The sequence below is a fragment of the Sporolactobacillus putidus genome (genome assembly GCF_014647035.1).
In the GTDB taxonomy this organism is placed as follows: Bacteria; Bacillota; Bacilli; order Bacillales; family Sporolactobacillaceae; genus Sporolactobacillus; species Sporolactobacillus putidus.
Genome location: NZ_BMOK01000004.1, coordinates 91,683 through 117,019, shown reverse-complemented (window position 1 = coordinate 117,019; position 25,337 = coordinate 91,683). Strand labels below are relative to the sequence as shown.

Here is a 25,337-nt window from a genome sequence, read left to right as displayed (position 1 = left end):
TCATTAAATTTATAAAGAGAGCGGATTCATTTAAAAGCGCGATCTGGCCTGATCTTTTATTATTTCCTTTTTTCTTGCAAATTTCAAACTTCCATTGTTTTCGTAGAAATTTCCGCTCGTATTCAGCCCGCTGCATTCACTTCCGGTTGGTTCCTGCCGCCCGTGCAAGAGGCAGAGAACGATTTTGCAACCCTCTCAAGATATTTATTATAAATGGATAAGCAGTCAATATCAATCAAATAAAATCATAAAACAATCAAAATACGCCATTAATTGACCGATTTATGAACAAAACCGTTTTGCGTTCGATTTCCTTTTAAAAAAAAACAGACGGAGTTATCCTTTCTGGACAGCTCCGCCCTTATTCATTATTAAATTCTTCAGTACGGGTTAAAATACATGAGCGAGAATCCAAATCGAGCCGGCAACTACGGCGAAAGCCACATAGATACCGAACAGGATGCCGATAATCTGATGAACCGGCTCGGTGCCTTCGGTGACATGCATAAACATGAACAATTGAATAAACGCCTGGAAAATCGCCAGAGCAACGATGATGGTCAGCGTGACGTTAACCGGCAAGGAGAGGCCGATTGCCACCCACAATGCGAGAAAAGTCAGCCCAAGTGAGAGGATCAATCCAACAACCTGTTTCCATGGAAAACCTGTATGTTCCTGCTTGATTGCCTGGTTTTCATTTTCATGCATTTTAGATCACCAGCCCCGTCAAATAAACTGCCGTGAAGATGAAGATCCAGACGACGTCAAGAAAATGCCAGTAAAGACCGACCATGAACGCTTTCCTCGCCGTAACAGCCGTGATACCGCGCTGCGCGAGCTGGATGATAATGGAGGTCACCCAGACAATGCCCAGCGATACGTGTGCGCCGTGCGTGCCTAGCAAGATGAAAAAGCCTGAGAGAAAAGCGCTTCTCGATATAGGCGCGCCTTCGTGCACAGCGTATGAATAAAACTCGTTTGCTTCCAGGCCGATAAAGGCGAAACCGAGAATTACCGTGACCACCAGCCAGGCAATTAATCCCTTCGTGTTATGCCTGCGCAGTTCAAGAGTGCCAAGGCCGCATGTAAAACTGCTGACCAGAAGGATGATTGTTTCAGCCATGACCGGATTGATTTTAAACAAGTCTCTCGCGGTCGGCCCTCCTGCGGTATGGCTCTGCATCACAAGATAACTAGCAAACAGTGTGCCAAACAGGACAAGTTCAGCGGCAAGGAAAATCCAGAATCCGACAATGCGGAGGTCGCCTTCTTCTGTCGTATACTCCAGAGGCATGTTCTTTTTGTCTTTTGAGTCCAGACTCAGGATGGATTCAGCCATTATGATAACCTCCCCGCAGCGCGCTCAATGCGTTCAATTTCGTCAGCCGGAATGTGATGGTGATCATTGTAAACAAAGGACCGTGCGATCATGCAGGCAACGACGCCGAGAAGTCCCGGAATGCCCATCCAGAACCACTCGAACACGAAACCGAATCCGGCCACAAACATAAACCCGCCCATAATAAACGGTATGCCTGAATTATTCGGCATGTGGATCGGTTTAAACGGCAATTGCGGTTTTGTCCTGCCTTCCCTTTTCTCTTCCTTCATCGCTTCAAAGGCATCGCGCGTCGACACCGTTGGAATATGGGCAAAATTGTATTCCGGCGCAGGAGAAGCCGTCGACCATTCGAGTGTGCGGCCGTCCCACGGATCGCCGGTTGTATCTTTTTTTCCATGGATGGCGCTCCAAACAATATTCAGTGCCATGATGATAAATCCGAGGCCCATACCGAATGCGCCGATCGTGATGATGAAGTTGATCGGACCCCAGCCAAGCCCAGCCGGATAGGTGTACATACGACGGGTCATGCCCATCAGCCCGAGGAAGTACATCGGCATAAAGCAGATGTTGAACGAAATCATGAATACCCAGAACGACCACTTGCCCAGCTTTTCATTGAGCAGATAGCCGAACATCTTTGGCCACCAGTAATGCAGGCCGCAGAAGATGCCGAAGACGGTGCCCGCGATCAGCGTACTGTGGAAGTGGGCAACAAGAAAATAGCTGTTATGGTACTGGTAGTCTGCAGGCGCCATTGCCAGCATGACACCCGTTACCCCACCAATTGTAAAGTTCGGAATAAATGCGAGTGCCCAGAGCATCGGTGTCGTAAACTCTATCCGCCCTCTGTTCAGGGTAAATAACCAGTTGAAAATCTTTACGCCGGTCGGTATGGCAATCAGCATAGTCGATATGGAAAAGAAAGCGTTGACCGGTGCCGTATTGCCCATGGTAAAGAAGTGGTGCAGCCATGTGATGAAACTTAAAAAAGAGATGGCAATCATCGACCAGACCATCACGACATACCCGAACAATGTCTTGTGCGCGAATGTCGCGATGACTTCAGAAAAGATGCCGAACACCGGCAGCAGCACAATGTACACTTCCGGATGCCCCCAGAACCAGAACAGGTTGGCCCAGAGCATCGGCGACCCTCCAGCGGCTATCGTGAAGAAATGGGCCCCAAAAAGGCGGTCGATCGTCATCAGGGCAAGAGCAACCGTAAAAGCCGGAAAAGCGAAAATGACGATAACCGATGTGATCAGGATCGACCAAGTAAACATTGGCATTTTAAATAGCGTCATGCCCGGCGCCCTCATCTTTAAAATGGTCACCAGGAAGTTAATCCCGGTCGCGAGCGACCCGATACCTGAAATCTGCACACCGATCAGATAGTAGTTCTGTCCGACCCCGGGATTCAGTTCTGCACCGGCAAAAGGTGCATAGCTCGACCAGCCGGCATCAGGTGAACCGCCGATGACAAACGACAGATTGAAAAGCATCGCGCCAAAGAAAAACAGCCAGAAGCTCAATGCGTTCAGGAAAGGGAATGCAACGTCGCGCGCACCGATCTGCAGCGGAACGGCGATATTCATCAGCCCGAAGATAAACGGCATCGCGACAAAGATGATCATGATCGTGCCGTGTGTCGTGAAAACCTGGTTGTAATGCTCCGCATTCAGAAAATGCATGTTGGGAAGCGCCAGCTGCGTACGCATCATCAGTGCGTCGACTCCACCGCGGAACAGCATCAGCAATGCAGCGATAATATACATAATACCGATTCGTTTATGATCCACACTGGTCAGCCATTCATCCCAAAGCCATTTCCACTTTTTAAAATAGGTCAGAACGACGACGATCCCGATGGAAGCCAGTGCGATTGAAGCATCGGCACCGTAGATCATCGGATCGCCGGTGACAAAAAAGTGGCTGAGAAAATTTGTAATATTTTGCATTATGGGTTGTACCCTCCTTTCCCGTTATTACCCGACATGTTCATCCCCGGCATGGAATTATCCGTCGATTTGCCGGTTTGTTTGCCTTCCATTTGTGCTTTGTTCAGGTTTTTTTCAAGTTCTTTTGGGTAAGATGAGAAAGTCATGGGTTTCACATTGTCCGGTTTCAGTAATTGCATGTACTTGTTCATCGTCAGTGCAGGCTGGTTCTTTTTGACATCGCTGACCCAGCTGTCAAAATCAGATGCCGATTTTGCGAGGACGTTAAAAGTCATGTCTGCAAAGCCCTGGCCCGAATAGTTCGAGCTGCGTCCGGCATAAGTTCCCGGTTTATCCGCCTGCAGCCAGAGGTGCATCGACATGTCCGTCATCGTGTACTGCTGGCCGCCAAGTTCCGGAACCCAGAAAGCGTTCATGGCGTCATAGGCGTGAAGGCGGAAATTCACCGGAATCCCGGCGGGAATCACGACATAATTTACGGTTTCGATATTCTGGCCCGGATAACGGAACAGCCACTTCCAGTCGACGGACGTCACGTCGATCGTCATCGCGTTGCTGTGCAAGGATGCCGGGGCCTTAGCCGTCGCTTTCGGCGGATCATTGAGCGCATAAAGTGTGCGCACTGTCGGAACGGCGAGCAGGATACAAATCACGACGGGTACAATCAGCCAGATAATTTCCAGTTTCCGGTTGCCCGTATTGTTCGGATCATAGCCCTTATTGTTTTTACGCCCGAACCGGACAAGTACGTAAATAAAAATAATGAGAACAATTGCTAAAACCAGACTCATCATGATCAGCGACCAGACGATCAGATGATATTGCTCCCGAGCCACGGGTCCCTGAGGGTTAAGAACAGCAATTTTATCCGAGCATCCGGTCAGCAGGACCAATAATGGCACAAGAGCGGCCAATCCTTTCATCTTGAAGGTTTTCATCATTGTCTCTCTCTTCCTCCCTTCTGTTTCTACCGAAATTCGAGCCCCTCTATGAGATAAATTTCAATAAGCATTCACATTATAGCATAAACTTTATATTTTATCTCAGCAGGCCCTTGTTTACTGTGACAAAAATAACAATAAAATTTTTCTGGTCAATAAGAACCTTTTTCGTCACCTAAACGACGCACTAATTTCAAAAATTCCCCTTACAATTTCCATTATAATGGAAAAACCCATAATTAGAAAGCGTTTACATTTTTATTTTCAAAAACGTATCCTTGAGTGTTTGATACCCAGGTTTCCTTCGCTGTAAAAATAACAGGGAGCGGATACCCGCCCCCCTGAAAGAAAAGAATCAACGTTTATTGAGGAATCACAAGTTGCTGCCCTGGAAATATGATGATTGACGACAGATTGTTCGCCCGCATCAACTGATTCACCGTAATACCGTGAAGCGTCGCAATTTCCCAGAGACTATCGCCGGTCTTAACCTGATAGCTGCCGCCCGTTGAAGCGGAAGAAGAATTCTGCACCGATGCCGCAGGAGCTGCGGAAGACGCGACCTTCAGCTGCTGGCCCGGATAGATCAGGTCCGAGCCGAGACCGTTCATCGACTTCAACGCCGAAACCGAAATGCCGTAACTCTGTCCGATGGCCCACAGGCTGTCCCCGCTTTTTACCGTATAGACTGAAGAGGACCCGCTCGATTGTCCGGCAGCCGGCGCCTGTGCGGAAGCCGACGGAGCAGATGCCGCAGACGCTGACGACGATACCTTCAGCTGCTGGCCCGGATAGATAATATCCGAGCCGAGACCGTTCATCGACTTCAACGCTGAAACCGAGATGCCGTAACTCTGTCCGATGGCCCACAGGCTGTCTCCGCTTTTTACTGTGTAAACGGCTGAAGACGGCTGCTGACTTTGCGGCGCGTTCGCCGATACATTCTGCGGCTGCACAGATTGCCCCGCAGCTCCCGATCCGCCGATCACGCGATGTGCCGTTTTGAACCTCGGCTCCCAGTAGACTTGCGATCCGCCACCGCTGAAAACGTTGGTAATATGTACGCCAACCGTTGTTTCCGAACTGATCATCTGACCATTGCCGATATAGATACCGACATGCTGAATGCTGCCGTCCCCTTCCGTATCGAAAAAGAGAAGATCACCCGGCTGCAGGCTGTTCCTGTCCACCGCGATTCCCACAGTCGCCTGATCCGCCGCCACTCTCGGCAGCGTGACGCCTGTTGCCAGCTTATAAACCAGCTGTGTAAAAGAAGAACAGTCAAACGCCGAAGTTGAAAAAGCGGGCGCGCCATAGACATAAGGCTTCCCCTGAAATTGCACCGCCTTGTTTACTACGTCCTGTCCGGTCGCCGCAAAAACATTCTGTCCGGTTGCTGTAAAAAAAATTCCGCCGACGATCGCGGCAGGTAGAACAAACTTATTCATAAAACCGGCCTCCAATCGTTTTCTTAGTCTGCATCGCTCAAGTCCCGTGACTGGATGAAAGGTTATAATTACCAAATACCTCGATATCTTCTATGATAACACTTTATCAGAATAATAGATTAGCAGAATCTTTAATTTTCAATAATGTTTTTTCTCCCGCGTGCCGGTTGTACCCGGATTTAAACGAGTCACTTGTTCCATACTTTTTTATCGGAGTGCTTCCTTCAACTATTTAATACGGCAAATTAAAAAGCCGGACGATCCGTTCCGGCTCTGTTGCACTATTTTGACTGTACGTTCTGTCAACCTTCAGGAACTGTCCTTGCTTCATTCCTGAATTTTAAAAAGGCCCTTGTACTCTCCGTACCCTTCGAGTTCCAAATCTTCTTTCGAAATAAACCGGAGCGCCGCCGAATTAATGCAGAAACGGAGCCCCTCCGGAGACGGCCCGTCGTCAAAGACGTGGCCCAGATGGGAATCACCAAACTTACTGCGCACTTCAGTCCGGATCATCCCGTGGCTTGTATCCGTCTGTGCAACAATCCTGCTCTCGCTCAGAGGTTTTGTAAAACTCGGCCACCCGCATCCCGCGTCGTACTGATCCGTAGTTGAGAACAGCGGCTCTCCGGAAACGATATCCACATAGATGCCCTCCTTGCGATTGTTCCAGTAGGCGTTGTCGAAAGGCTGTTCCGTACCGTTTTTCTGGGTCACTTCATACTGAATATCGCTCAGTTTGTCACGCAGTGCCTTCCGGTCCTTTTTCACGGACCAGTGCTTTCTGATGAATTCATCACGACCCGAACCTTTACGATACAGGCGGTAATGCAGTGCATTTTTTCTATAGTAATCCTGATGAGCGTCTTCGGCAGGGAAAAAAGGACCTGCCGGGACAATCTCCGTAACAATCGGTTTTTTGAAACGGCCGCTTCTTTCCAGCGCCTTCTTTGATTCTTCCGCCAGCCGTTTCTGCTCATCGTTATGGTAGAAGATGGCTGTCCGGTAGGAGGATCCGCGATCGTGAAACTGGCCGCCGGCATCCGTCGGATCAATCTGCTGCCAGTACAGTTCCAAAAGTTTTCTATAAGGGAAGACAGCCGGATCAAAGGTAATCTGCACAGCCTCCGCGTGTCCCGTTGTTTCAGAGCACACCTGCTCATAGGTAGGATTCTCCGTTTTTCCCCCCGTATAGCCCGACACAACCTTGATGATTCCGGGTTCTTCGTCAAAAGGGTGCACCATGCACCAGAAGCAGCCTCCGGCAAACGTCGCTTTTTCCGTTTTTTCAGTCATTCGAATCCCTCCTTGATGTAACTGTACCCTATTAGATCGGCAAATGGCGAACACATTGCTCGATCGGCTCTAAAATAGTTTTTTCGGCGCATTCTTACTATAATGAATAAAAAGTGTATTTTTCATACAAGGAGGTTGTCTTTGTGATAGAACACTATAAAGCCATGACGGTCGCCGGTTCGGATTCGAGCGGCGGTGCGGGAATGCAGGCGGACCTGAAAACATTTCAGGAGCTCGGCGTATACGGCATGACGGCACTGACCTCTATTGTCACCATGGATCCGTTTCACAACTGGGCACATTCTGTAACGACTTTGGAAACAGATCTGCTGCGGAAACAGCTGGACACGATCGTGGCCGGCATCGGAATTGATGCGATGAAAACAGGGATGCTTGGTTCGCCGGATATCATCCGGACCGTTTCGGCCGAGATTAAGAAGCACCATTTGAAGAATGTCGTCATCGACCCGGTGATGGTCTGTAAAGGGGCAGAGGAAGAGCTGCAGCCGGAACTGCAACCGGAAAATACGGCAGCAATACGCGAGTCTCTGATTCCGAAAGCGCTCATCACGACACCGAATCTTTATGAAGCCGCAAAACTGGCCGGTACATCATGGATCACGAATATCGATCAGATGAAAGAAGCTGCGGCAAGAATTGTGGCTCTTGGTGCTAGATACGCACTGGTCAAGGGCGGCAGCAGACTGCCGGACACCGATCAGGCGATCGATGTGCTTTATGACGGCAAAAGTTTTGAGATCATCGCCAGCAAAAAAATCAATACCCCTAATATTCACGGCGCCGGCTGTACATACGCCGCTGCTATTACGGCCGAACTGGCCAAGGGAAAATCGGTGCCGAATGCCGTTAAGGTTGCGAAGGCATTTGTCACTGCCGGAATCCAGGAGTCTTTCAGTCTGAATGAATATACAGGTCCGACCGACCACAGCGCTTATAAAAGACAATTAATCGGCAGGTGATCTGTTTTAACTTTGCGGATGTATCGACATTAGAAAACTTGGCGAAGCCAAGCCCTGGCGCAGGCTGAGCCTTAGTTGCCCTTATACTATAATCCTTAAAATTTTTATACTTTCCTATAGTGTTAGAAAACTCGGCTTCGCCTAGCCTTTGGCGCGGGTGTTGCCTTAGTTGCGGGGGCCAGGACGGCCTAATGCCGAACATGCCGCAGGACGCGGCGATCTGTTCGGTCGCTTATACTATAATCCTTAAAAAATTTTATACTTAGTATAAAGAAAAAGCGATCTCGATAAGATGGAGGATCTTATGGCTGAAATCACTAATATTTTTTGTGTAGGCAGAAACTACGCACTGCACGCCAAAGAACTGAACAATGCCGTCCCCACTTCACCGATGTTCTTCTCGAAGCCGACACATGCCGCCGTTGAAGCACGGGGACAGACGATTGAACTGCCCGGAAATCAGGGAGACGTTCACTACGAGGCTGAATGGGTCGTCCATATCGGAAGTCCCTTCAAGCCGGGACTTCCGGCCGACGGGCTGATCGACAAAATGGCGCTCGGCATTGATTTTACTTTACGGGATGTCCAAAGTGTACTGAAGGAGAAGGGTCATCCCTGGCTGCGCGCAAAAGGCTTTCTGAATGCCGCCGTCCTGACACCGTTCATTTCTTTTCCAGGAGTTGAAGCTTGCCGGGAAACCGATTTTTCACTGCAGATCAATGGGAAAGAAGTGCAGCGCGGCAATATCGGACAAATGATTTTCGATCCTCAGACACTGATTGATTTCTGCGGCAGCCATTACGGACTAGGGGCGGGTGACATCTTGTTCACAGGAACTCCGGCAGGCGTCGGCAAAGTTGCTGACGGTGACGCTTTTTCCCTGCAGTGGGGACAGGATCTTCTCGGCGAGTTCTCGATTGCGCTTAAACAAAACTAATGAGGAGAGGACACAAGGGAATGTTTTCACTTTTTTCTCAGCTCGTCCTCTCCTTCTTCATCAATAGCAAATCCGAGTACCTGCAGCGGCCCCTTTGTCATCACCTGAAAAACCTTGCGCGCCATATATTCCTTTGAAATACGCATGTTATTCTTGAACCACCAGCCAACAAGACCGATCATTCCTGATGAAATAAAAATCGGCAGAATTTCCATCGTAATCGGATCGGACATACGATTGGCCTGAGAAAGCTCCTGTATTTCATGGCGAAACTTCTTTAGATAGCTTTGTTGCATCCGGTAACGGAACGAGGATATGCCTTCATTGAACAGCATCGCCCGGTAAAACCGCTCATGCTCCTGAAAATGGTCAAACATCTTCAATGCATAGCCGACAAGCCGCTCGGGAAGCACTTTTCCCTCTTTAAAATAAGCTTTCGGCTGAAAATTATCGGTTGCAGACTTCAGCCCCTCGTCCATCAGCTTTCCGAGCAGATCAAACTTGTCTGTGTAATGCAAATAAAACGTGCCTCGCCCGATGTTTGCCGCACGCGCAATGTCTTTAACCGTGATCTCATTAAAATTTTTTTCAAGCAGCAGATCGATAAAATGAGACTGGATCGCGGCCCGTGTTTTTATCGCCCGCAGATCTGTTGAGAGAGTATTCATCGGATACACTCCTCTTTAGCAATATAGGTAAATAATCCATTAAATTGATCCGAGAATATATTTGGCTGACCATTTAAACCCGTGCTGATTTGCGATACTTTCTTCGCGGCCGTACGTTATCAGCTGCACAGGGCAAAGGATGTTTACCCGAAAAAACACTTTTAATCAGACACATCTTCAATAAGTGTCTATTAATGATCATTCTGTCTAGTATTGATTATTGAACATCTGCAAGCTTCATTTTATCATAACTAATGAACACAGTGTTCATCAATTTTCATTTCGGTGAAGGACGTGATAGCGATGACTTACCCGGTTAAAGGGGAACATCTTTACAAGCACTACAAAAAACAAGTTGTGCTTGACGATGTCTCTCTTACGCTTCGTGAAGGTGAAATCTATGGTCTGATCGGCCCTTCCGGTGCCGGAAAAACCACTTTGGTCAGAATCCTGCTTGGACTGGAGAAGGCGGACAGTGGAAATGTGGAACTTTTTGAACAGACTCCGACACTGGATGCCTTCCGGTCGCTCGGTTATATGGCGCAGTCCGACGCGCTATATAATGAACTGAGCGCCTATCAGAATCTGGAATTTTTCGCATCGATTCAGGGGATGAGGGGGAAGGAAAAGAAACAGCGGATTCTGGATGTCGCGAAGAGCGTCGGGCTGGAAAACGACCTGAAAAAGAATGTCGCTCAGTTCTCCGGCGGTATGAGACGTCGCCTTTCGCTCGCCGCCGCACTCGTTCATGAACCGCGGCTTTATCTGCTTGACGAACCGACCGTCGGGCTGGACCCGCTGATCCGGCGCAGTATTTGGACCCTTTTTCACTATCTGAAGAGCAAAGGCGCAACGATTATTGTGACTACCCACGTCATGGACGAAGTGGCCCAATGCGACCGGGTCGGTCTGCTCAGCGAAGGGCACATCATCGCGCAGGGCGCTCCGAAAGAACTCACTCAGGAATTCGGCGTTTCAACCGTTGAAGACGTCTTTCTGATTAAGGAGGGGATGAAGCCATGAGTAACCTGTTTGCTATGGCCCGGCGCATTATCCGTCAGATTGTCCGCGACAAACGGACGCTCGCCCTGTTGATTATCGCGCCGCTTCTTATTCTGACACTAGTCTGGTATATTTTCGGCGCAAAGACGTCCGAACCGAATCTGGCGATCATTAATTATAATTCATCAAACCTGCTTCCTGCCTTTAAATCGGCGGACTATGAACGCATGAGTCCACTTGAAGCCCGCCAGGCACTTGCAGACAAGAAAATCGATGCTTACGTGGATCTCGGGCATCCGGTTAATGTGCATCTGGAGGGCAGCGATCCGTCGCGAAACGGGCTGGCGATGAGCAAAATCCAGAAATCGATGCAGACCGTGCAGCAGATCCAAGTCAAACAAATGCAGACACAGCTGACAAACGTCATACGCAGCCAGCAGAAGGCGATTCAGGCACAGCAGCAAGTGATGAAACAAATGACGATCGCGCTGCAGCAATACGCGCCTTCAACTCTTGCCGCCCTTCCCCGGAATACGACACAAGCCGGGCTGCCGTCCGGCGCTCAGCCGGGGGAAAAAGTTCAGCTCGACGTGTCCTATCTTCACGGCAACTCCGGTCTGAACACCTTCGATTCGTTCGGACCGGCAATGGTCGGCATCTTCGTTTTTCTGTTCATCTTCATGATCGGCGGCGTTTCCTTCCTGCGTGAACGGACAACCGGCACACTCGACCGGCTCATGGCTTCCCCGATCCGGAATTATCAGATTATCTGCGGCTATTTGGTCGGTTTCGGACTGTTCGTAATCGTCCAGTCATTCATCCTGACCTGCTACATCGTCTACGTCCTGAAGATTTATAACGTCGGCAGCATTCTTGATGTCCTGATCATCGTCTTTATTCTTTCATTCAGTGCGCTGTCGCTCAGCATCCTGCTGTCGACATTCGCATCGAATGAACTTCAGATGTTTCAGTTCATCCCGCTGGTCATCGTCCCGCAGGTTTTTCTCTCAGGACTGTTCCCGATCGAGACACTGCCGGGCTGGGTTCGCGTAATCGGCAATCTGATGCCGATCCATTATTCGACCGATGCACTGCGCAATATCATGATTCGCGGCACGGGATTCTCCGGCTGGTGGCTTGACGGTGGTGCGCTGCTTTTATTCTCGCTTGTTTTTATCATTATCAACATCTATGTAATACGCGCCTCACGGCCGCTCGCATCATAATTTTAAGCAGAAAGTTTGAACACGTAAGAAAAACTTGGTGAAGCCAAGTCTTTGACGACGGTCTGAGCCTTAGTTTTTCTTATACTAGACACCTCTAATCTTTTATTATACTTTCTTATTTGTACAAAATAGGGGATCCCTGCTGCTTGCTGAAGCAGCAGGGATCCCCTTTTATTAAAAAAGCTTAATCATCATTTTTTATGGAGACTTGATTCCCTTCAATCACCACTTTTTCCCCGTCTTTCAGATTGGTGAACACGATGGAAGTGATAGTCGAAGGCACCCGCCTGGCAACAAGGGCGAAATCGACTTTCACCAGCCGGTCGCCCTTTTTCACTCTGTCTCCATCTTTCACAAGTGCGGTAAATCCCTCTCCCTTGAGGGAAACCGTCTCCAGTCCGATGTGGATAAGGAGTTCACGGCCATCCGATGCTCTGAGAGAAATCGCGTGTTTTGTCGGGAATATATTGGTCACTTCACCGTCAATCGGCGAGCGAACTGTGCCGCTCTCCGGAATAATTGCAAACCCGTCGCCCATCATTTTTTGGGAGAAGACAGGATCCGGAACCTCCGTAACCGGAACAATCCTACCTTTCAGCGGCGGAAAAAATTCACCGGCCGATGCCAGCTCTTCCTTTTCCGCATTGATGTCCGCCTGATTTTCAGGATCTCTCTTATTAAATAAATTCTTAAAAAAGGACATCGTCTTCACCCTTTCGCAGATCCTGTAAAACGCTTTATCCAATGTTAATAATAGTGACATTTGACAATCTTTTCAAGCAATTCCAGCATACCCATTGGTAATAAAATGAAGCATTTATTGACTGCATAGCCGATCGGCAGGCAATCCGTCCTAATATCTGACAAGGAAACTATACTATTTATAGATAAAACTCTTTCTCGGGGGTGTCTGTATGATCCATTTTGACAGGACCAACAAACGGTTTCATTTGCACGCACATGAATCCAGCTATGTCCTTCAGATTGTCCAGGGTTATCCGCTTCACTTGTATTGGGGCCGTAAATTATCCGCCCTTCGCGGCAGCGCCGGCCCGCTCTTTGTGCAACGCTCCTTTGCTCCTTATGCCGATCCGAAACATCCGGAATTTTCACTCGCCACCCTTCCGCTGGAATATCCGGCATACGGCAATGGCGATTACCGCCATCCCGCTTATCAGGTGCAGCTTGAAAACGGCTCGACAGTATCCGACTTGCGTTATGCGGGTCACCGCATTTACCAGGGAAAGAAAAAGCTGTCCGGGCTACCCGCCGCTTATGCCGAAGACAATCAGGAAGCCCAGTCTCTGGACATTTTGTTGAAGGACGACATCGACGGTCTTCAGGCGACACTAACTTACACGGTGTTCCGCGATTTTAACACGATCACGCGCTCTGTCCGGTTCACAAACGGCGGGACAGCTCCGATTCGGCTCCTGCGCGGACTGAGCGCCAGCGTCGATTTTCGGGACGGCCGGTTTGACCTTCTGTCTTTTTACGGATCGCATAACAACGAGCGCAATATTTCAAGGCACCCGCTGTCCAAGGAAATGCAGGTGATTGAGAGCAGCCGGGGAGCGAGCAGTCCGCAGCACGATCCGTTTTTTGCTTTGCTTCGAAAACGTGCCGATGAGGATCACGGTGATGTTTTCGGATTCAGCCTCGTCTACAGCGGCAATTTTTCCGCACAGATTGAAACGGACCCCTATCGTACGGTGCGTGCATCCATCGGCATCAACCCGTTTGATTTTTCTTGGAAACTGGAACCCGGCGAATCATTCCAAACGCCGGAAGTTGTCATGGTTTACTCGGACCGGGGTCTTGGCGGGATGTCGCGGACTTATAACCGGTTCTACCGAACGCATCTTGCCCGGGGGCAGTATCGCGATCAAGAGAGGCCGGTCCTGATTAATAACTGGGAAGCAACATACTTTAAATTGAATGAAAAAAAATTACTGGCAATCGCCGCAGAAGCCCAAAAGCTCGGGATCGAACTGTTCGTTCTTGATGACGGATGGTTCGGCCGGCGCGACAACGATAAAAGCTCCCTCGGCGACTGGACTGTCGACCGGCGCAAATTGCCGCACGGTCTGGGCTGGCTTTCAGACCGGATTCACGATCTGGGGTTAAAGTTCGGCCTTTGGTTTGAACCGGAAATGGTCTCACCGGACAGCGATCTGTACCGCGCGCATCCGGACTGGTGCCTGCACGTCCCGGACCGTCCGCGCACGCTCAGCCGCAATCAGCTCGTGCTCGACCTGTCGCGCGCCGATGTCCGCAATTATCTGGTACAATCGCTGTCCTCCGTACTCCGCGCAGCAAATATCAACTATGTAAAATGGGACATGAACCGGCATATGACCGAAATAGGATCTGAACGGCTTCCGGCGGACCGGCAGCGCGAGACGGCTCACCGCTACATGCTCGGCCTTTACGAACTGATTGAAACGCTGACCGCCCGATTCCCGGACATCCTGTTTGAGAGCTGCTCAAGCGGCGGCGGGCGTTTCGATCCCGGCATGCTCTATTACATGCCGCAGACGTGGACGAGCGACAATACCGATGCCGTCTGCAGGCTGAAAATCCAATACGGCACAAGTATGCTTTATCCGGCGATTGCCATGGGCGCTCATGTTTCCGCCGTTCCGAATCACCAGATCGGCCGCGTCATCTCCCTCGACATGAGAGGACATGTGGCGATGTCGGGAAACTTCGGTTATGAACTGGATTTAACCAAGCTGACCGATGATGAGAAGAAAACGGTCGGGAAGCAGATCGCCTTTTACAAAAGCATCCGGCCGCTCATCCAGTTCGGTGATTTTTACCGGATTGAAAGCCCCTTTGAAGGCAACACCGCCGCCTGGTGCTTTGTCTCTTCCGACAAATCGGAAGCGGTCGGTTTCTTCTTCGAAATTCTCGCTGATCCCGCACGGCCGCTTCTCACTTTTCACTTTAAAGGCCTCGATCCGGACGCGACTTATGAAAATGCAGCCACTGGAGATGCCATCGGCGGCGATGAACTGATGTACGGCGGCCTGACCGTCCCCGCCGGAAGAGGTGATTTTCGCAGCGCAATCTGGCGGTTCAGGAAAAAGCAGGGCAAACGGCAGGACGACCGATAAATTCTTACAAATGACTGATAAATCGAACGTAATGACCGAAAAACCCGTACTTATGACCGATAAATATACCGCGACGACTGATACATTTAAAAATCATGATCAGAAAAATTAAAGTTCAATGGAATCCAGTAAGCGATCAATCGCACGCGGTAAAACAGACTTAAAAGCCGGCTGAAATCCATGAAGCAACTTCAGCCGGCTTTTTTCATGATTCATTTTCCAGCGCTTCTACTTTCAGCGAGAGTTCAGTCCAGCGGTCCATTGCCTGATCCAGCTCTTTCTCCGCGTCCTGCTGCTGTGCATAGAGCGTCTGCGCTTTCCCGGCATCGCTGCCGGCTTCCGCAACCGCCTTTTTCAGTGCATCCAGTTGATCTTCAAGCACGGCAATGCGGTCCTCGATCCCGTTCCATTCCTGCTGTTCTTTGAAGGACAGTTTTTTCTTTCTTTGAGCCGCAGGAGCGGGAGCAGGCTTTGCCTTTTTATCTGCGGCGTTTTCTGCCGACCGGCTCTTCTTCTCCGCGATGTATTCACTGTAATTTCCCTCGAATCGCCGGATCACGCCGTTTCCTTCAAAGGCAATCAGGTGGTCGGCAGTACGGTCAAGGAAATAGCGGTCATGTGAAACCGTGATGATTGTGCCCGGAAACTGCAGCAAATAATCTTCAAGCACGGTCAGCGTCTCCGTATCGAGGTCATTGGTCGGTTCGTCAAGAAAAAGAACATTCGGTTCCTGCATCAGCACGCGGAGCAGATAGAGCCGCTTGCGCTCGCCCCCGGACAGCTTGCGGATGTATGTGTGCTGCTGGGGTCTGGCAAACAGGAACCGCTCCAGCATCTGTTCCGCCGTCACCTGCTGCCCGTCCGCCGTATTCATGACTTGCGCCACTTCTTTAATGTAATCGATGACACGAAGGTCCTCGTTCATTTCAACATGTTCCTGTGTATAATAACCGATTTTCACCGTTTCTCCGACTGCGACAGTGCCTTCATCCGGTACAAGCCGACCGGCAAGCAGATTCAGAAGCGTTGTCTTGCCGGTGCCGTTGCCGCCAATAATGCCCAGGCACTCTCCGGGTGTCACGAGCAGATCGAGGTCCCGAATCAGTGTCCGTCCATCAAAACCTTTCGTCAGCCTCTTTGTTTCAATCACTTTTTTGCCGAGGCGCGCCGATCCGATTGCGATATCGACAGATTGCGCCGCTTCGGGACCTTTGCGTGCCTGCATCTCGTGCACCCGCTCGACCCGCGCTTTCTGTTTCGTCGACCGCGCCTTTGCGCCCCGTCGTAGCCAGGCGAGCTCCCGCCTCAGCCGGTTCCGGTGTTTCGCCTCATCTGCCGACTCTTTCTCCTCGCGCTCAGCCTTCTTTTCAAGAAACATTTCATAATTTCCGTCATATATATAAAGTTTCCCATGATCCAGCTCGAATATTTTCGTCGTGACACGGTTAAGGAAATAACGGTCATGCGTGACAATCAGCAGCGCGCCGGGATATTGAACAAGCGCCTCCTCCAGCCATTCGATCGTTTCATTATCGAGGTGGTTAGTCGGCTCGTCAAGAATAAGGAGATCTGCCGGCTGGATCAGCGTGCGGGCCAGCGCGACCCTTTTTTTCTGTCCTCCGGAAAGATCGGCAACCGGTGTGTGAAAATCATGAATGCCGAGACGGGTTAAAATGTTCCTGGCCGCCGCTTCGGCTTCCCAGGCTCCCGCCGCATCCATTTTCTGCTGCTGGGCCATTAGGTTTTCCTGCCTTGCTCTGTCTGAAGGATCATCCTCCAGATCCGCGAGCGCCCTTTCATAGTTCCGCAGTGTGACCATGATCGGCGCCGATCCGCTGTATAGGTAATCGACCGGCGCAACTCCGGCATCGAACACCGGTGTCTGCGTCAGGTAGGCAAGCCGAAAAGCATTGGCGTGCCGGATGGTTCCCTCCTCGATGGAATCCACGCCTCCGAGCGCGTTCAACAGCGTCGATTTTCCGGTGCCGTTCACGCCGATCAGACCGATCCGTTCCTTCTCGGAAATCGTAAAAGAGATTCCGTCGAACAGCGTTTTATCGCCATATGTTTTATATAATCCTTCAGCATCAAGAATGCTCACTTCAATCATCCTTATTAAAAAATAGTAGCACCCGGAACCCCAATCCGCGGCCTCTCTTTTTATCTTACACTACTTCAGTGCTGCTTTGCATAATGGGGATTCACGCCAATCAGTTTTCCTGTGACAATCAGCCTGTTCGGCGTCCGTGTCGGTTTATCACAGGTAATCAGCGTGATCTGTTTCTCTTTCGTCTGATCAATCATGCTGCTGTCTGTTTCAGGAACAATTTTTCTGGCCGTCACTTCGAACGTATAATCTTTTATTAGATCTGTAATTACGATCCGGGCGCCGATATGAATATTCATCAGCGGTCCAAACAACAGGCTTTCCTTTCGCATATGGTGGCCGGCGAGCGGATAGTTTCCCTCACCCATCTGCTGATCCGGGCGCATCGTCGTCGCCCCGGCGAGCAAATTCGCGGTCGTCGTTCCTTTTAAAATAGGGAGGCTGATTCCTACACTTTTTATTGTAATCTGACCAATCACCGCCCTTGGATCGACGCTGGTCCCCGCCTTCAGGGTTTCGAAGAATGACGGCGGCTGGATTGCACCGAAGTCAAAAGTAGCCTTCCGATGATTGTTTTCGTTCAGCTGATCCGCTGTCAGTTTTTCAGCACTGTAACGGGTGCTCATGAACCCGATCATCGCGTCCTTTATAAAAGGGGAGAAGATCAGAATCAAGCCTGACAAAATCAGAATCGCAATCAATAGCTTTCGCCGCATCCATGATCATCCTCGTTTTCATAGTTGTCCTGTTTTGCTTTACTAATTTGATTATCCCATTTGTTCATTTAAATCCAAAATACGTCTTCAATTATTACAACTAAAATTTATCTTCCGGCTTCCTCTGAATTTGAGCAGTCAGCAGCATCTAAAAAGCCGAACCAGGTTCTGACTATTCGCACTCATTGATTTCAAATCGTTTACTGTTGATTCTTTAAGTATTACTGTCTATTCTCTGCTCTTTACTGTTGATTCTCAACCAGTTACTGTCGATTATCTGTTCTTTACTGTTGATTGTCTTCTATTTGTGCCTGTGAACAGATGGAAAACGGCTTCCGATTGTTAAGATGATGAATAAGTGGCTTCAATTGTTATCGAATGAAGGAAATCCGCCCCATTTTTCATTGGCTTGTTCAATCTAACTGAGATCTGACATGAAGAGACGGTACAATCAGTTTAAATAAAAAGCATCTGATCAATCTTACATGATCAGATGCCGGTGAGAAAAATTCAGTTGCTTATCAACCAAGTTAATCGCGATTCTTCCGTCTTCTTGTGAATAGGGCAATGGCTCCGCCGCTTAAAAGGAGAATGGCTCCTCCTATCATCATTGCCGTATCACTCGTATCACCGGTAATCGGAAGCCCTCCTGCCTTATTGGATTGTGTCTGTGTTCCGCCGCCGGATAGTGCCTTTTGAATCTGATTCGGCGTATCCATCGCAGTAATTTCGACCTCTTTCGCCTGGCCTTTCGCAATTACGAAAGGAATCGGTGTCACATCCAGTTGATAACCGCCTGGTGCTGCTGTTTCAACGAAGAAGTAATTTCCGGGTGCAAGGCCTGTGACAACAAATTGTCCATTGCCGTCCGTTGTCAACCCTGTTTTAAGCGTTCCGCCATGACTATCTTCCAGTTTGAATACTGCACCCTGAAGGTGGATATTGTTGTCGTTCTTATCAACCTTCGTCAGTTGAACGTCACCCGGTGTCAGCTTGTCTGTTGCGGTGATCTGAATCGCCTGGACATCCGTATTGGTTACCTTGAACGGGATCGAGGTGGCATCGAGATTGTAATTCGCCGGTGCCTTTGTTTCTATAAAGTGATAGTCACCAGGCGCAAGGCCGTTCACTGTGAACTGGCCTTTGCTATCTGTTGTCCAGACAGAAGGAAGCGTTTTGCCGTTTGCATCTTTTTCAACAGCCTTGCCGTTACTGTCAAAAAGCTGGAATTCCGCTCCGGCAAGGACCGCACTCTGATCATTGGCATCGACTTTCGTTAACGTCACGCTGTTCAGTTTATCCGTTGCTGTAATCGGAACGGCTGCAACATCTGTGTTGGTGATCTTGAACGGAATCGGCGTCGCATCCAGTTGATAGCCGCTCGGGGCTGCTGTTTCAACAAACTGATAGTTGCCCGGAGCCAGGCCATAAACCGTAAACTGGCCATTAGAATCCGTGGTCCATGTAGGCTGCAGATCGTTGCCTTTCACATCTTTTGTTACTGCGTTCCCTTTACTGTCTACGAGTTTAAAGTCCGCGCCCGGAAGTTTGGCGTTGCTGTCATTTGCGTCAACCTTCGTCAGTGTCACACTGTTCAGCTTATCCGTCGCCCGGATTGGTACCGCTGATGTATCGGCATTCGTCACTTTAAATGGTATCGGCGTCGCATCCAGTTGATAGCCGCTCGGGGCTGCTGTTTCAACAAACTGATAGCTGCCGGGAGCTAATCCGTTTACCGTGAACTGTCCGCTGCTGTCCGTTGTCCAGACTGCCGGCCGCGGCTTTCCGGCAGCATCAGCGGTCACCGGCTGACCACTGCCATCCTGCAGCGCGAATTCCGCGCCAGAAAGTTTGGCGTTGCTGTCGTTTGCGTCAACCTTCGTCAGTGTGACAGCACTCGGTTTATCTGACGATGTAACCGAATGAGCTTTTGTATCAGTATTTGAAACGGTAAATGGAATCGGTGTTGTATCCAGCTGATAGCCGGTCGGCGCTGCTGTTTCAATAAACTGGTAGGTGCCTGCCGAGAGGCCGATGACCGTAAATTGACCGTTTTTATCGGTCGTCCAGACCGGATTCAGCGTATTTCCCCGTGCATCCTTCGTCACTATATTGCCGCTGCCGTCTTCCAGCTTAAATTCCGCACCCGACAGTTTGGCGTTGCTGTCATTGGCATCGACTTTTGTCAGGACGACGCTGCTTTGAGCATCGGATTGGGTCAGCTGCTGCGTGCCAGGATCGCCCGAACTGCTAGACGCTATCGTAAATCCAACCGGAGAAGCATTCACGGTATAGCCGTTTGGCGCCTGGGTTTCAACAAACTGATACGTGCCCGGCGCGAGCCCGGAAGCGCTGATTTTGCCGTCGCTTCCCGTTGCCAGATTCTGTTTTACCGTGTTCCATGACCCGTCACCGTTCTGCACTTGCAGCTCATAGACCGCTCCGGCAAGAGGATGGTTCTGGTTGTCGTCTTTTGTCAGCACTGCGGAACCCTGATAATCGGTCAGCGTTCCCGCATTTACATCAAGAACCTGATTATTTGCGTTCTTTGTGACGGTAAAACGGATTGTTGTTCCATTAACCAGATAACCGGCTGGGGCGGATGATTCCGTTAACTGATAGTTTCCCGGTGCCAGTCCGTCGATTTCGACCTTTCCGTTCGTATCACTTTGAATCGTCTGGTCCGTGCGGATGGGCGTCCAAGTTCCGCCAATGTTGCTTTCCAGCTGGAAAATTGCACCGGCCAGCGGATTCCCGGCCGCATCCTGTTTAGTCAGGATTACTTTGTTTTGATTGTCGTCAATAGTCGTCACAGCGCCCGTCGCTGAAGAGGAAGCGTCAATCGTGACCTTATAAGTCCCATTGACTAATGCATCACTGATGGTATAACCAACCGGTGCCTGTGTTTCTTTTAAAATGTAAGTACCGTATTTAAAATTGTTAAAAGCTGCTTTGCCATCGCTGCCCGTTGTCAGCGTACGAAGCGCTGTTGTCCCTGTACTGTCATAGAGTGTGAACGTCGTACCGGGCAGTGGCGCATGGCTGACTGCGTCATCCTTGAACACGGTCAGGCTCCCGTTCACACCACTGGCGGTGCCGGAGCCGGTTGACAGCCGCACGGTAACATTCTTGCTCGTCTGCTGACTGACTGTTTGCGTGTTGCTTCCGGATAATGTGGCCGTGTTGCCTAACGTATCGCCATTATTCGCATTGATCATCGTTTGATAAGCCAATTGATAGGCGCTGTCGATCGTATTGGCGAATTTAATCGTGAATGTCTGCGCACCCGTATTGTTGTCGGTGTTGATCGCTAATGTATAATCTTTGCCCTGCTGCAGTTCATGACTCGTATCCGTTGTCAGATTTCCGCCCGCATCAACCGTTTGCGGATACAGATGGAATGAATTAGGATCGATGATCTGATTGTTCGTCGGCGTGTCGAGCAGCTGCGCATTGGAAATCGTCGACTGGCTCGAGTTGATATTCACAGTCCAGCTCACGTAATTACCATTCTGCGTTCCATTTTTTGTCGCGAAAGAACCTCCGTGTGCCGGGCTGACGGAAGCGGGAAGCGTCGTTACCTGAGTGTTTCCGTCTTTTACAGTCGCCGTATTACTGTAAGACGAGTTGACAATTTGCCCGGCAAGTGATGTTTTAAAAGTAATGTAATAAGGTGTGTTAATTGAATGATTAAAGTGAACCGTTAAGGTGTTGCTATTGGCACTGGACGGATAGTCGACCGTATAATCGCCTGTCGGCACATTAGCTCCCACGCTGATCCCGTTTGCCCCGCCGGTTAAAGTCATATAGTGGACTTCGAGCGATCCGTCAACATACTGCTGATCGCTTGTAATCGGATCGCTGATCACCGGATCAGTGATCGTAGCCAGGTTATAGTTCACACCGATGTTCCAGGTGATCTGTTTGGTCACCGCATTATAAGAACCGTTCTTAAATCCGTTGGACTGTGTATAGCCGTCCGGAGTAAACGTCGCCGTTGACGTGCTGGACTGCGGGTCTCCATTTGCATCGTTCCAGGACAGCTTTGAAGTATTCGAAAAGCTCGTCTTACCTGATGCCAGATTCGCATAATTGAAATCTGTTGTGTACGTGATCGTAAACGCGTCGCTTGTAGACGCATAGACACCCTTAAATGTTACGATAAAACCGTTCACCGTTGAGTATAATGTGTAATCCGTTCCTTCGGTAAGGTCTTTGTTCGTCGTCGCGTCATGAAGGATAAACGTGCTGTTCTGCAATGCGAGTCCCGCATTGTCAAACGTATCCGTAATGACGGCGTTGTTCAACGGATAATGGTTGCCGTTGACGGTGATCTTCCACGTCGTTGTTTTATTCGCATAATTTGCGCCGGTATTCGATTTGATGATGCCCTGTTCAGCAATACCTGTCGACGTATTAACCGGCGTTCCCAAATTTTCTTGAACGGAATTATTGACCGTTCCGTCAGCAGTGACCAGGCCGTTTGCCTTTGTTTGATAGATAATCTGATAGGCGCCGCTGTTGCTGTTTCCATTAAACGTCAGGTCAAAACCGTTCTTTCCGGATGCGGATGTCGGCGTCACACTGTAAGTGCCGCTTCCGCTGCCGACCAGCGCACCCTGAGAGAAACTTCCGTTGCCATTGACCGTCGCGTGATAAACCTGCACCGAGCCGCTCACCAGTGACTGAGTGTTGTCAAACAGGTCGTGCAGGACGGTGCCACCCGGTATACTTTTATCGTCGCCATTATAGTTGATCGTCCAGGTAATGGTCTGCGTCGACGCATCGTAACTAGTAGCTTTCTTCGTAAGATGATCACCACGTTTATTGGTTATCGGTGCGTCGGCAGTTACCGGCGAAACCCCGTCGCTTGTTAATGTCGCCTTATTGTCGAAACTGCTAATGCTCTTTCCAGCATCCGTTATCGCCGTTGAATACTGGATTTGATAGGCGCTGCTTATCGGCTTATTAAAATCAATTTCAAGATTGCCGTCTGAATCTTTTAAGGTATAATCGCTGGCGGGAACCGGAGACGAGCCGACCGTTGTCGTTCCGTCCACATTGACAGTCAGCGGATACACCTGGATGGAGCCGGTATTCAGTGAGAGACCCGTCAGTGTCGGATCAGTAACCTTCGCATTCGTCAGCGTGTTTTCCGCTTGATTGATGTTGATCGTCCAATTGATATTGGCCGGATTAATGTTTTTATCTGGTGACCCCTGTTTATCAATCGAATCCATCGTCTTTGACGGTTTGAACAGGATGGTCAGTGTCACCGGCTGGCTGATCGGAAAAGTGATCTGCTGCTGCGTTGAACCCGTGATCGTCTGAGAATTAAATTGCGTGTTTACCGCCAGCGTTCCTGCTATATTTGAGTGGTTATCAAAATAGTTTCCATTGCTTGCGTTGTTTATGAACGTCATCGTCACCGTTCCATCAGTGCCAACCGTAAATGTTCCTATTTGTGTACCATTCCCGTCGTTTAATGGAAGAGGCCCTATTATATTATAAATGGCAAAATCATTGGGCAGTTTAAAAGTATAGTAATCTTCATCATTCACTTTAAGATTATTAGGAATGGTGTATGTGAAATAGATATTCGCCGGAGAACTGGTCGTCGGTTTATTGGACGCATCATAGACGTTTCCATTCGCATCCGTCAGTTTTACACCTGTTAATATATTTTGGGTGATTTGCGTGCCTGCCGGTGCGGAAGCCATGACTGATGCCTGTATCAGGCTCCTGAAGCCCGGTTTGCTTAAACTATTTGCCGTTAATGCTGGGGTACTGATATTCTGTGTACCGGAACCCGTACTTGTACTTGCCGTTCCCGCCGGTGCGGTGACGGCCGCAGTCGATGACCCGCTCGCTGTATTTGTATGATTCGTGCTGCTCGTACCGGAAGAGCCGGACGTGCTGCTCGCAGTTGCGCCTGAAGCTGTACTTGAGGCTGCCGACACCGGAATGTCAATCGTCTGCTTCTGGTTATTTCCGAGATCAAAGTCAACCGGCAGTGTGCTTGTTCCGGTTTTTACATCCACATTAAATATCGCCGGAATCGTCAGCTTTCCGCTGGCACCCGTCAGATTTTTCACCTGATCGTTAAACTGAACAGTCAGTTGATTTGCATTTGTGCCGCTGCCGTTTGCCGTCACGGAATAGCTGCCGATGACGGTCTGATTATCGGCCAGTGTCACATTGCCTTTCAGATTCTTGTCGAATGTGAATTGACCGGGAATCAGAATGCTGAACTTCTGGCCCGGGCTGAATGCCTGCCCCGCCTTCTGTGTCCAGGCATAGTCAATATTCACGGTTTCTCCCGCTTTAAGCGGATTTTGCGTTGTAACATCCGCTGCATGATTCGGATCACCGATTGTCAGCTTAACCGAATCAAAAAATTGAAGATTGGCTGCCGTCGTTGAATTATCCGCAAACGCTTTTCCCAGCGGCGATATCGACAGCTGGCTGAGAATGACAAACAGGGACAGGCCGATGAACAGCAGTCGTTTGACAAATTTAGTATGCTTTGTCTTTTTGAGTCCCAGTGGCAGTCTTTTCGATCTCAATGGATTTCTCCTCCTTTATCTTTTTTTGTAATCTGCGCTCTTGTTGTTCCATCGTTTTACTGCGCACAGCAGCTGTTTTTAAGTAAAATCTATTGTAATTCGGAACTTTTCCGGGATATGCAAAAGACTGTTTAAAAGGCTTTTAGAAATGATTTTTATGTGCAGCTTCATTTCATGTTTTCTCACCACTTGTCTCAATTTTTTTGACTCTGTTAAACCCAATTGTTGTTTTTATCGTTTATGCTTCATGCGCTCGCTTGCCGCGGGCGCACCGCGAACCTCCTCGAACAGGCTGGAGGCTGCGGGGTCTCGCCGGCACGTGTTCCCGCAGGTGTCTCGCGTAATGCATTTTCGTCGAAATAACAACATTAGATTGGAACATAGCCATTATTTTTTTAGAAAATGTGTAGAGTACCCCCAAGTTCCGATACTGGTTTGAGTATATGAGACAGAACTATACAATTTCTGAACATTTGTTTACATTTCGTAATAAATGCAGCGTTTTTGCTGAATCATGTGTAATAAGTCACAGACACAGAAAAGGTGGGAAATCCGTTTGCCGGATTTCCCGCCTCAAAAAATCTATTTTTTTAACTGATAATCCCGTTGATTCATGATCAGTCACTGTTTGTCTCGTTGCACAGCTGTACGCATATGATGGAAAAGTTCCCAATCCACCTTTAATTCAGAGGTTAACGCCCCAAGGCAATGAATCGCCCTGAAATCGGGGACAATCGCCCCAAGACGTTTAAGAGTCGCCCTGAACTCGAGGATTATCGCCCTAAAATGCAGAAGAATCGCTTTTTAGAAATAAAGTATTCTTCAGCCTATCATTTTTAAAAATGTGAGTATCCCTTTAACTCATGCAGATACTGATGCTCATGCAGGCACTTCATGATTTACCCACAGGATTGTTCTGAGTTTTCACACTTATTGATTCTAGGTCGTTTACTGTTGATTCTTTGAGCGTTACTGTTGATTCTTTGCCATTTACTGCTGATTCTCAACCCTTTACTGTCGATTCTCTGCTC

The 25,337-nt window shown here is 49.3% G+C and carries 16 protein-coding genes; 5 read left to right on the top strand and 11 right to left on the bottom strand.

Translation table 11 applies throughout. From position 1 onward, the window contains the following. Positions 1–390: 390 nt before the first annotated feature. The 6 genes from qoxD to msrA all read right to left on the bottom strand — a co-directional run bounded on the left by qoxD (position 391) and on the right by msrA (position 6,985). Entirely contained in the window at positions 391–708 is a 318-nt protein-coding gene (gene qoxD / locus IEX81_RS06135; protein ID WP_188802196.1) for a cytochrome aa3 quinol oxidase subunit IV, read from the bottom strand. Between the two features lies 1 nt (position 709). Then, positions 710–1,339 carry a cytochrome aa3 quinol oxidase subunit III gene (qoxC, locus tag IEX81_RS06130; RefSeq protein ID WP_188802195.1) on the bottom strand — a complete coding sequence of 210 codons (630 nt, stop codon included), beginning with the start codon at positions 1,337–1,339 and terminating at the stop codon, positions 710–712. Further along, positions 1,339–3,303 carry a cytochrome aa3 quinol oxidase subunit I gene (gene qoxB, locus IEX81_RS06125; protein ID WP_188802194.1) on the bottom strand — a complete coding sequence of 655 codons (1,965 nt, stop codon included), beginning with the start codon at positions 3,301–3,303 and terminating at the stop codon, positions 1,339–1,341. The genes qoxC and qoxB overlap by 1 nt, the downstream gene beginning before the upstream one ends. Further along, positions 3,303–4,244: a cytochrome aa3 quinol oxidase subunit II gene (qoxA, locus tag IEX81_RS06120; protein WP_188802193.1), complete on the bottom strand. Its 942-nt coding sequence runs from the start codon at positions 4,242–4,244 to the stop codon at positions 3,303–3,305. Before qoxA ends, qoxB begins: the two co-directional genes overlap by 1 nt. A gap of 362 nt (positions 4,245–4,606) precedes the next feature. Further along, a complete protein-coding gene (locus tag IEX81_RS06115) occupies positions 4,607–5,692 on the bottom strand; it encodes a LysM peptidoglycan-binding domain-containing protein (RefSeq protein ID WP_188802192.1) in 1,086 nt (361 codons plus the stop codon). Between the two features lie 327 nt (positions 5,693–6,019). Further along, on the bottom strand, positions 6,020–6,985 hold the full coding sequence (gene msrA / locus IEX81_RS06110; RefSeq protein ID WP_188802191.1) for a peptide-methionine (S)-S-oxide reductase MsrA: 966 nt from the start codon (positions 6,983–6,985) through the stop codon (positions 6,020–6,022). A 164-nt stretch (positions 6,986–7,149) separates the two neighbouring features. Between msrA and pdxK the strand changes: the two genes are divergently transcribed. Both pdxK and IEX81_RS06100 read left to right on the top strand, forming a co-directional pair. Further along, the gene (pdxK, locus tag IEX81_RS06105; RefSeq protein WP_373292342.1) at positions 7,150–7,965 is read left to right on the top strand and encodes a pyridoxine/pyridoxal/pyridoxamine kinase; all 816 of its coding nucleotides are present in this window, start codon (positions 7,150–7,152) and stop codon (positions 7,963–7,965) included. Positions 7,966–8,269: 304 nt separating this feature from the next. After that, entirely contained in the window at positions 8,270–8,902 is a 633-nt protein-coding gene (locus IEX81_RS06100; protein ID WP_188802190.1) for a fumarylacetoacetate hydrolase family protein, read from the top strand. A 26-nt stretch (positions 8,903–8,928) separates the two neighbouring features. On the opposite strand, the gene IEX81_RS06095 is transcribed toward IEX81_RS06100, so the two are convergent. After that, positions 8,929–9,570: a TetR/AcrR family transcriptional regulator gene (locus tag IEX81_RS06095; protein ID WP_188802189.1), complete on the bottom strand. Its 642-nt coding sequence runs from the start codon at positions 9,568–9,570 to the stop codon at positions 8,929–8,931. A 303-nt stretch (positions 9,571–9,873) separates the two neighbouring features. Here IEX81_RS06095 and IEX81_RS06090 point away from each other — a divergent pair, with 303 nt between their 5' ends. Together IEX81_RS06090 and IEX81_RS06085 are read left to right on the top strand one after the other, a co-directional pair. Next, on the top strand, positions 9,874–10,593 hold the full coding sequence (locus IEX81_RS06090; RefSeq protein WP_188802188.1) for an ABC transporter ATP-binding protein: 720 nt from the start codon (positions 9,874–9,876) through the stop codon (positions 10,591–10,593). Further along, entirely contained in the window at positions 10,590–11,798 is a 1,209-nt protein-coding gene (locus IEX81_RS06085) for an ABC transporter permease (RefSeq protein ID WP_188802187.1), read from the top strand. Before IEX81_RS06090 ends, IEX81_RS06085 begins: the two co-directional genes overlap by 4 nt. Positions 11,799–11,982: 184 nt before the next feature. On the opposite strand, the gene IEX81_RS16775 is transcribed toward IEX81_RS06085, so the two are convergent. Continuing rightward, on the bottom strand, positions 11,983–12,561 hold the full coding sequence (locus tag IEX81_RS16775; RefSeq protein ID WP_188802186.1) for a PTS sugar transporter subunit IIA: 579 nt from the start codon (positions 12,559–12,561) through the stop codon (positions 11,983–11,985). 151 nt (positions 12,562–12,712) lie between these two features. On the opposite strand from IEX81_RS16775, the gene IEX81_RS06075 reads away from it, so the two are divergent. Next, on the top strand, positions 12,713–14,917 hold the full coding sequence (locus IEX81_RS06075; protein WP_188802185.1) for an alpha-galactosidase: 2,205 nt from the start codon (positions 12,713–12,715) through the stop codon (positions 14,915–14,917). A gap of 205 nt (positions 14,918–15,122) precedes the next feature. Here IEX81_RS06075 and IEX81_RS06070 read toward each other — a convergent pair whose 3' ends face one another. From IEX81_RS06070 to IEX81_RS06060, 3 genes are all read right to left on the bottom strand, one after another. Next, complete coding sequence (locus IEX81_RS06070) at positions 15,123–17,018, bottom strand: ABC-F family ATP-binding cassette domain-containing protein (RefSeq protein WP_188802184.1); 1,896 nt, start codon at positions 17,016–17,018, stop codon at positions 15,123–15,125. Positions 17,019–17,092: 74 nt separating this feature from the next. Next, positions 17,093–17,740, bottom strand: a complete 648-nt coding sequence (locus IEX81_RS06065; protein ID WP_188802183.1) for a class A sortase — start codon at positions 17,738–17,740, stop codon at positions 17,093–17,095. 530 nt (positions 17,741–18,270) lie between these two features. After that, positions 18,271–24,306: a SpaA isopeptide-forming pilin-related protein gene (locus tag IEX81_RS06060; RefSeq protein WP_188802182.1), complete on the bottom strand. Its 6,036-nt coding sequence runs from the start codon at positions 24,304–24,306 to the stop codon at positions 18,271–18,273. Positions 24,307–25,337: the final 1,031 nt, after the last annotated feature.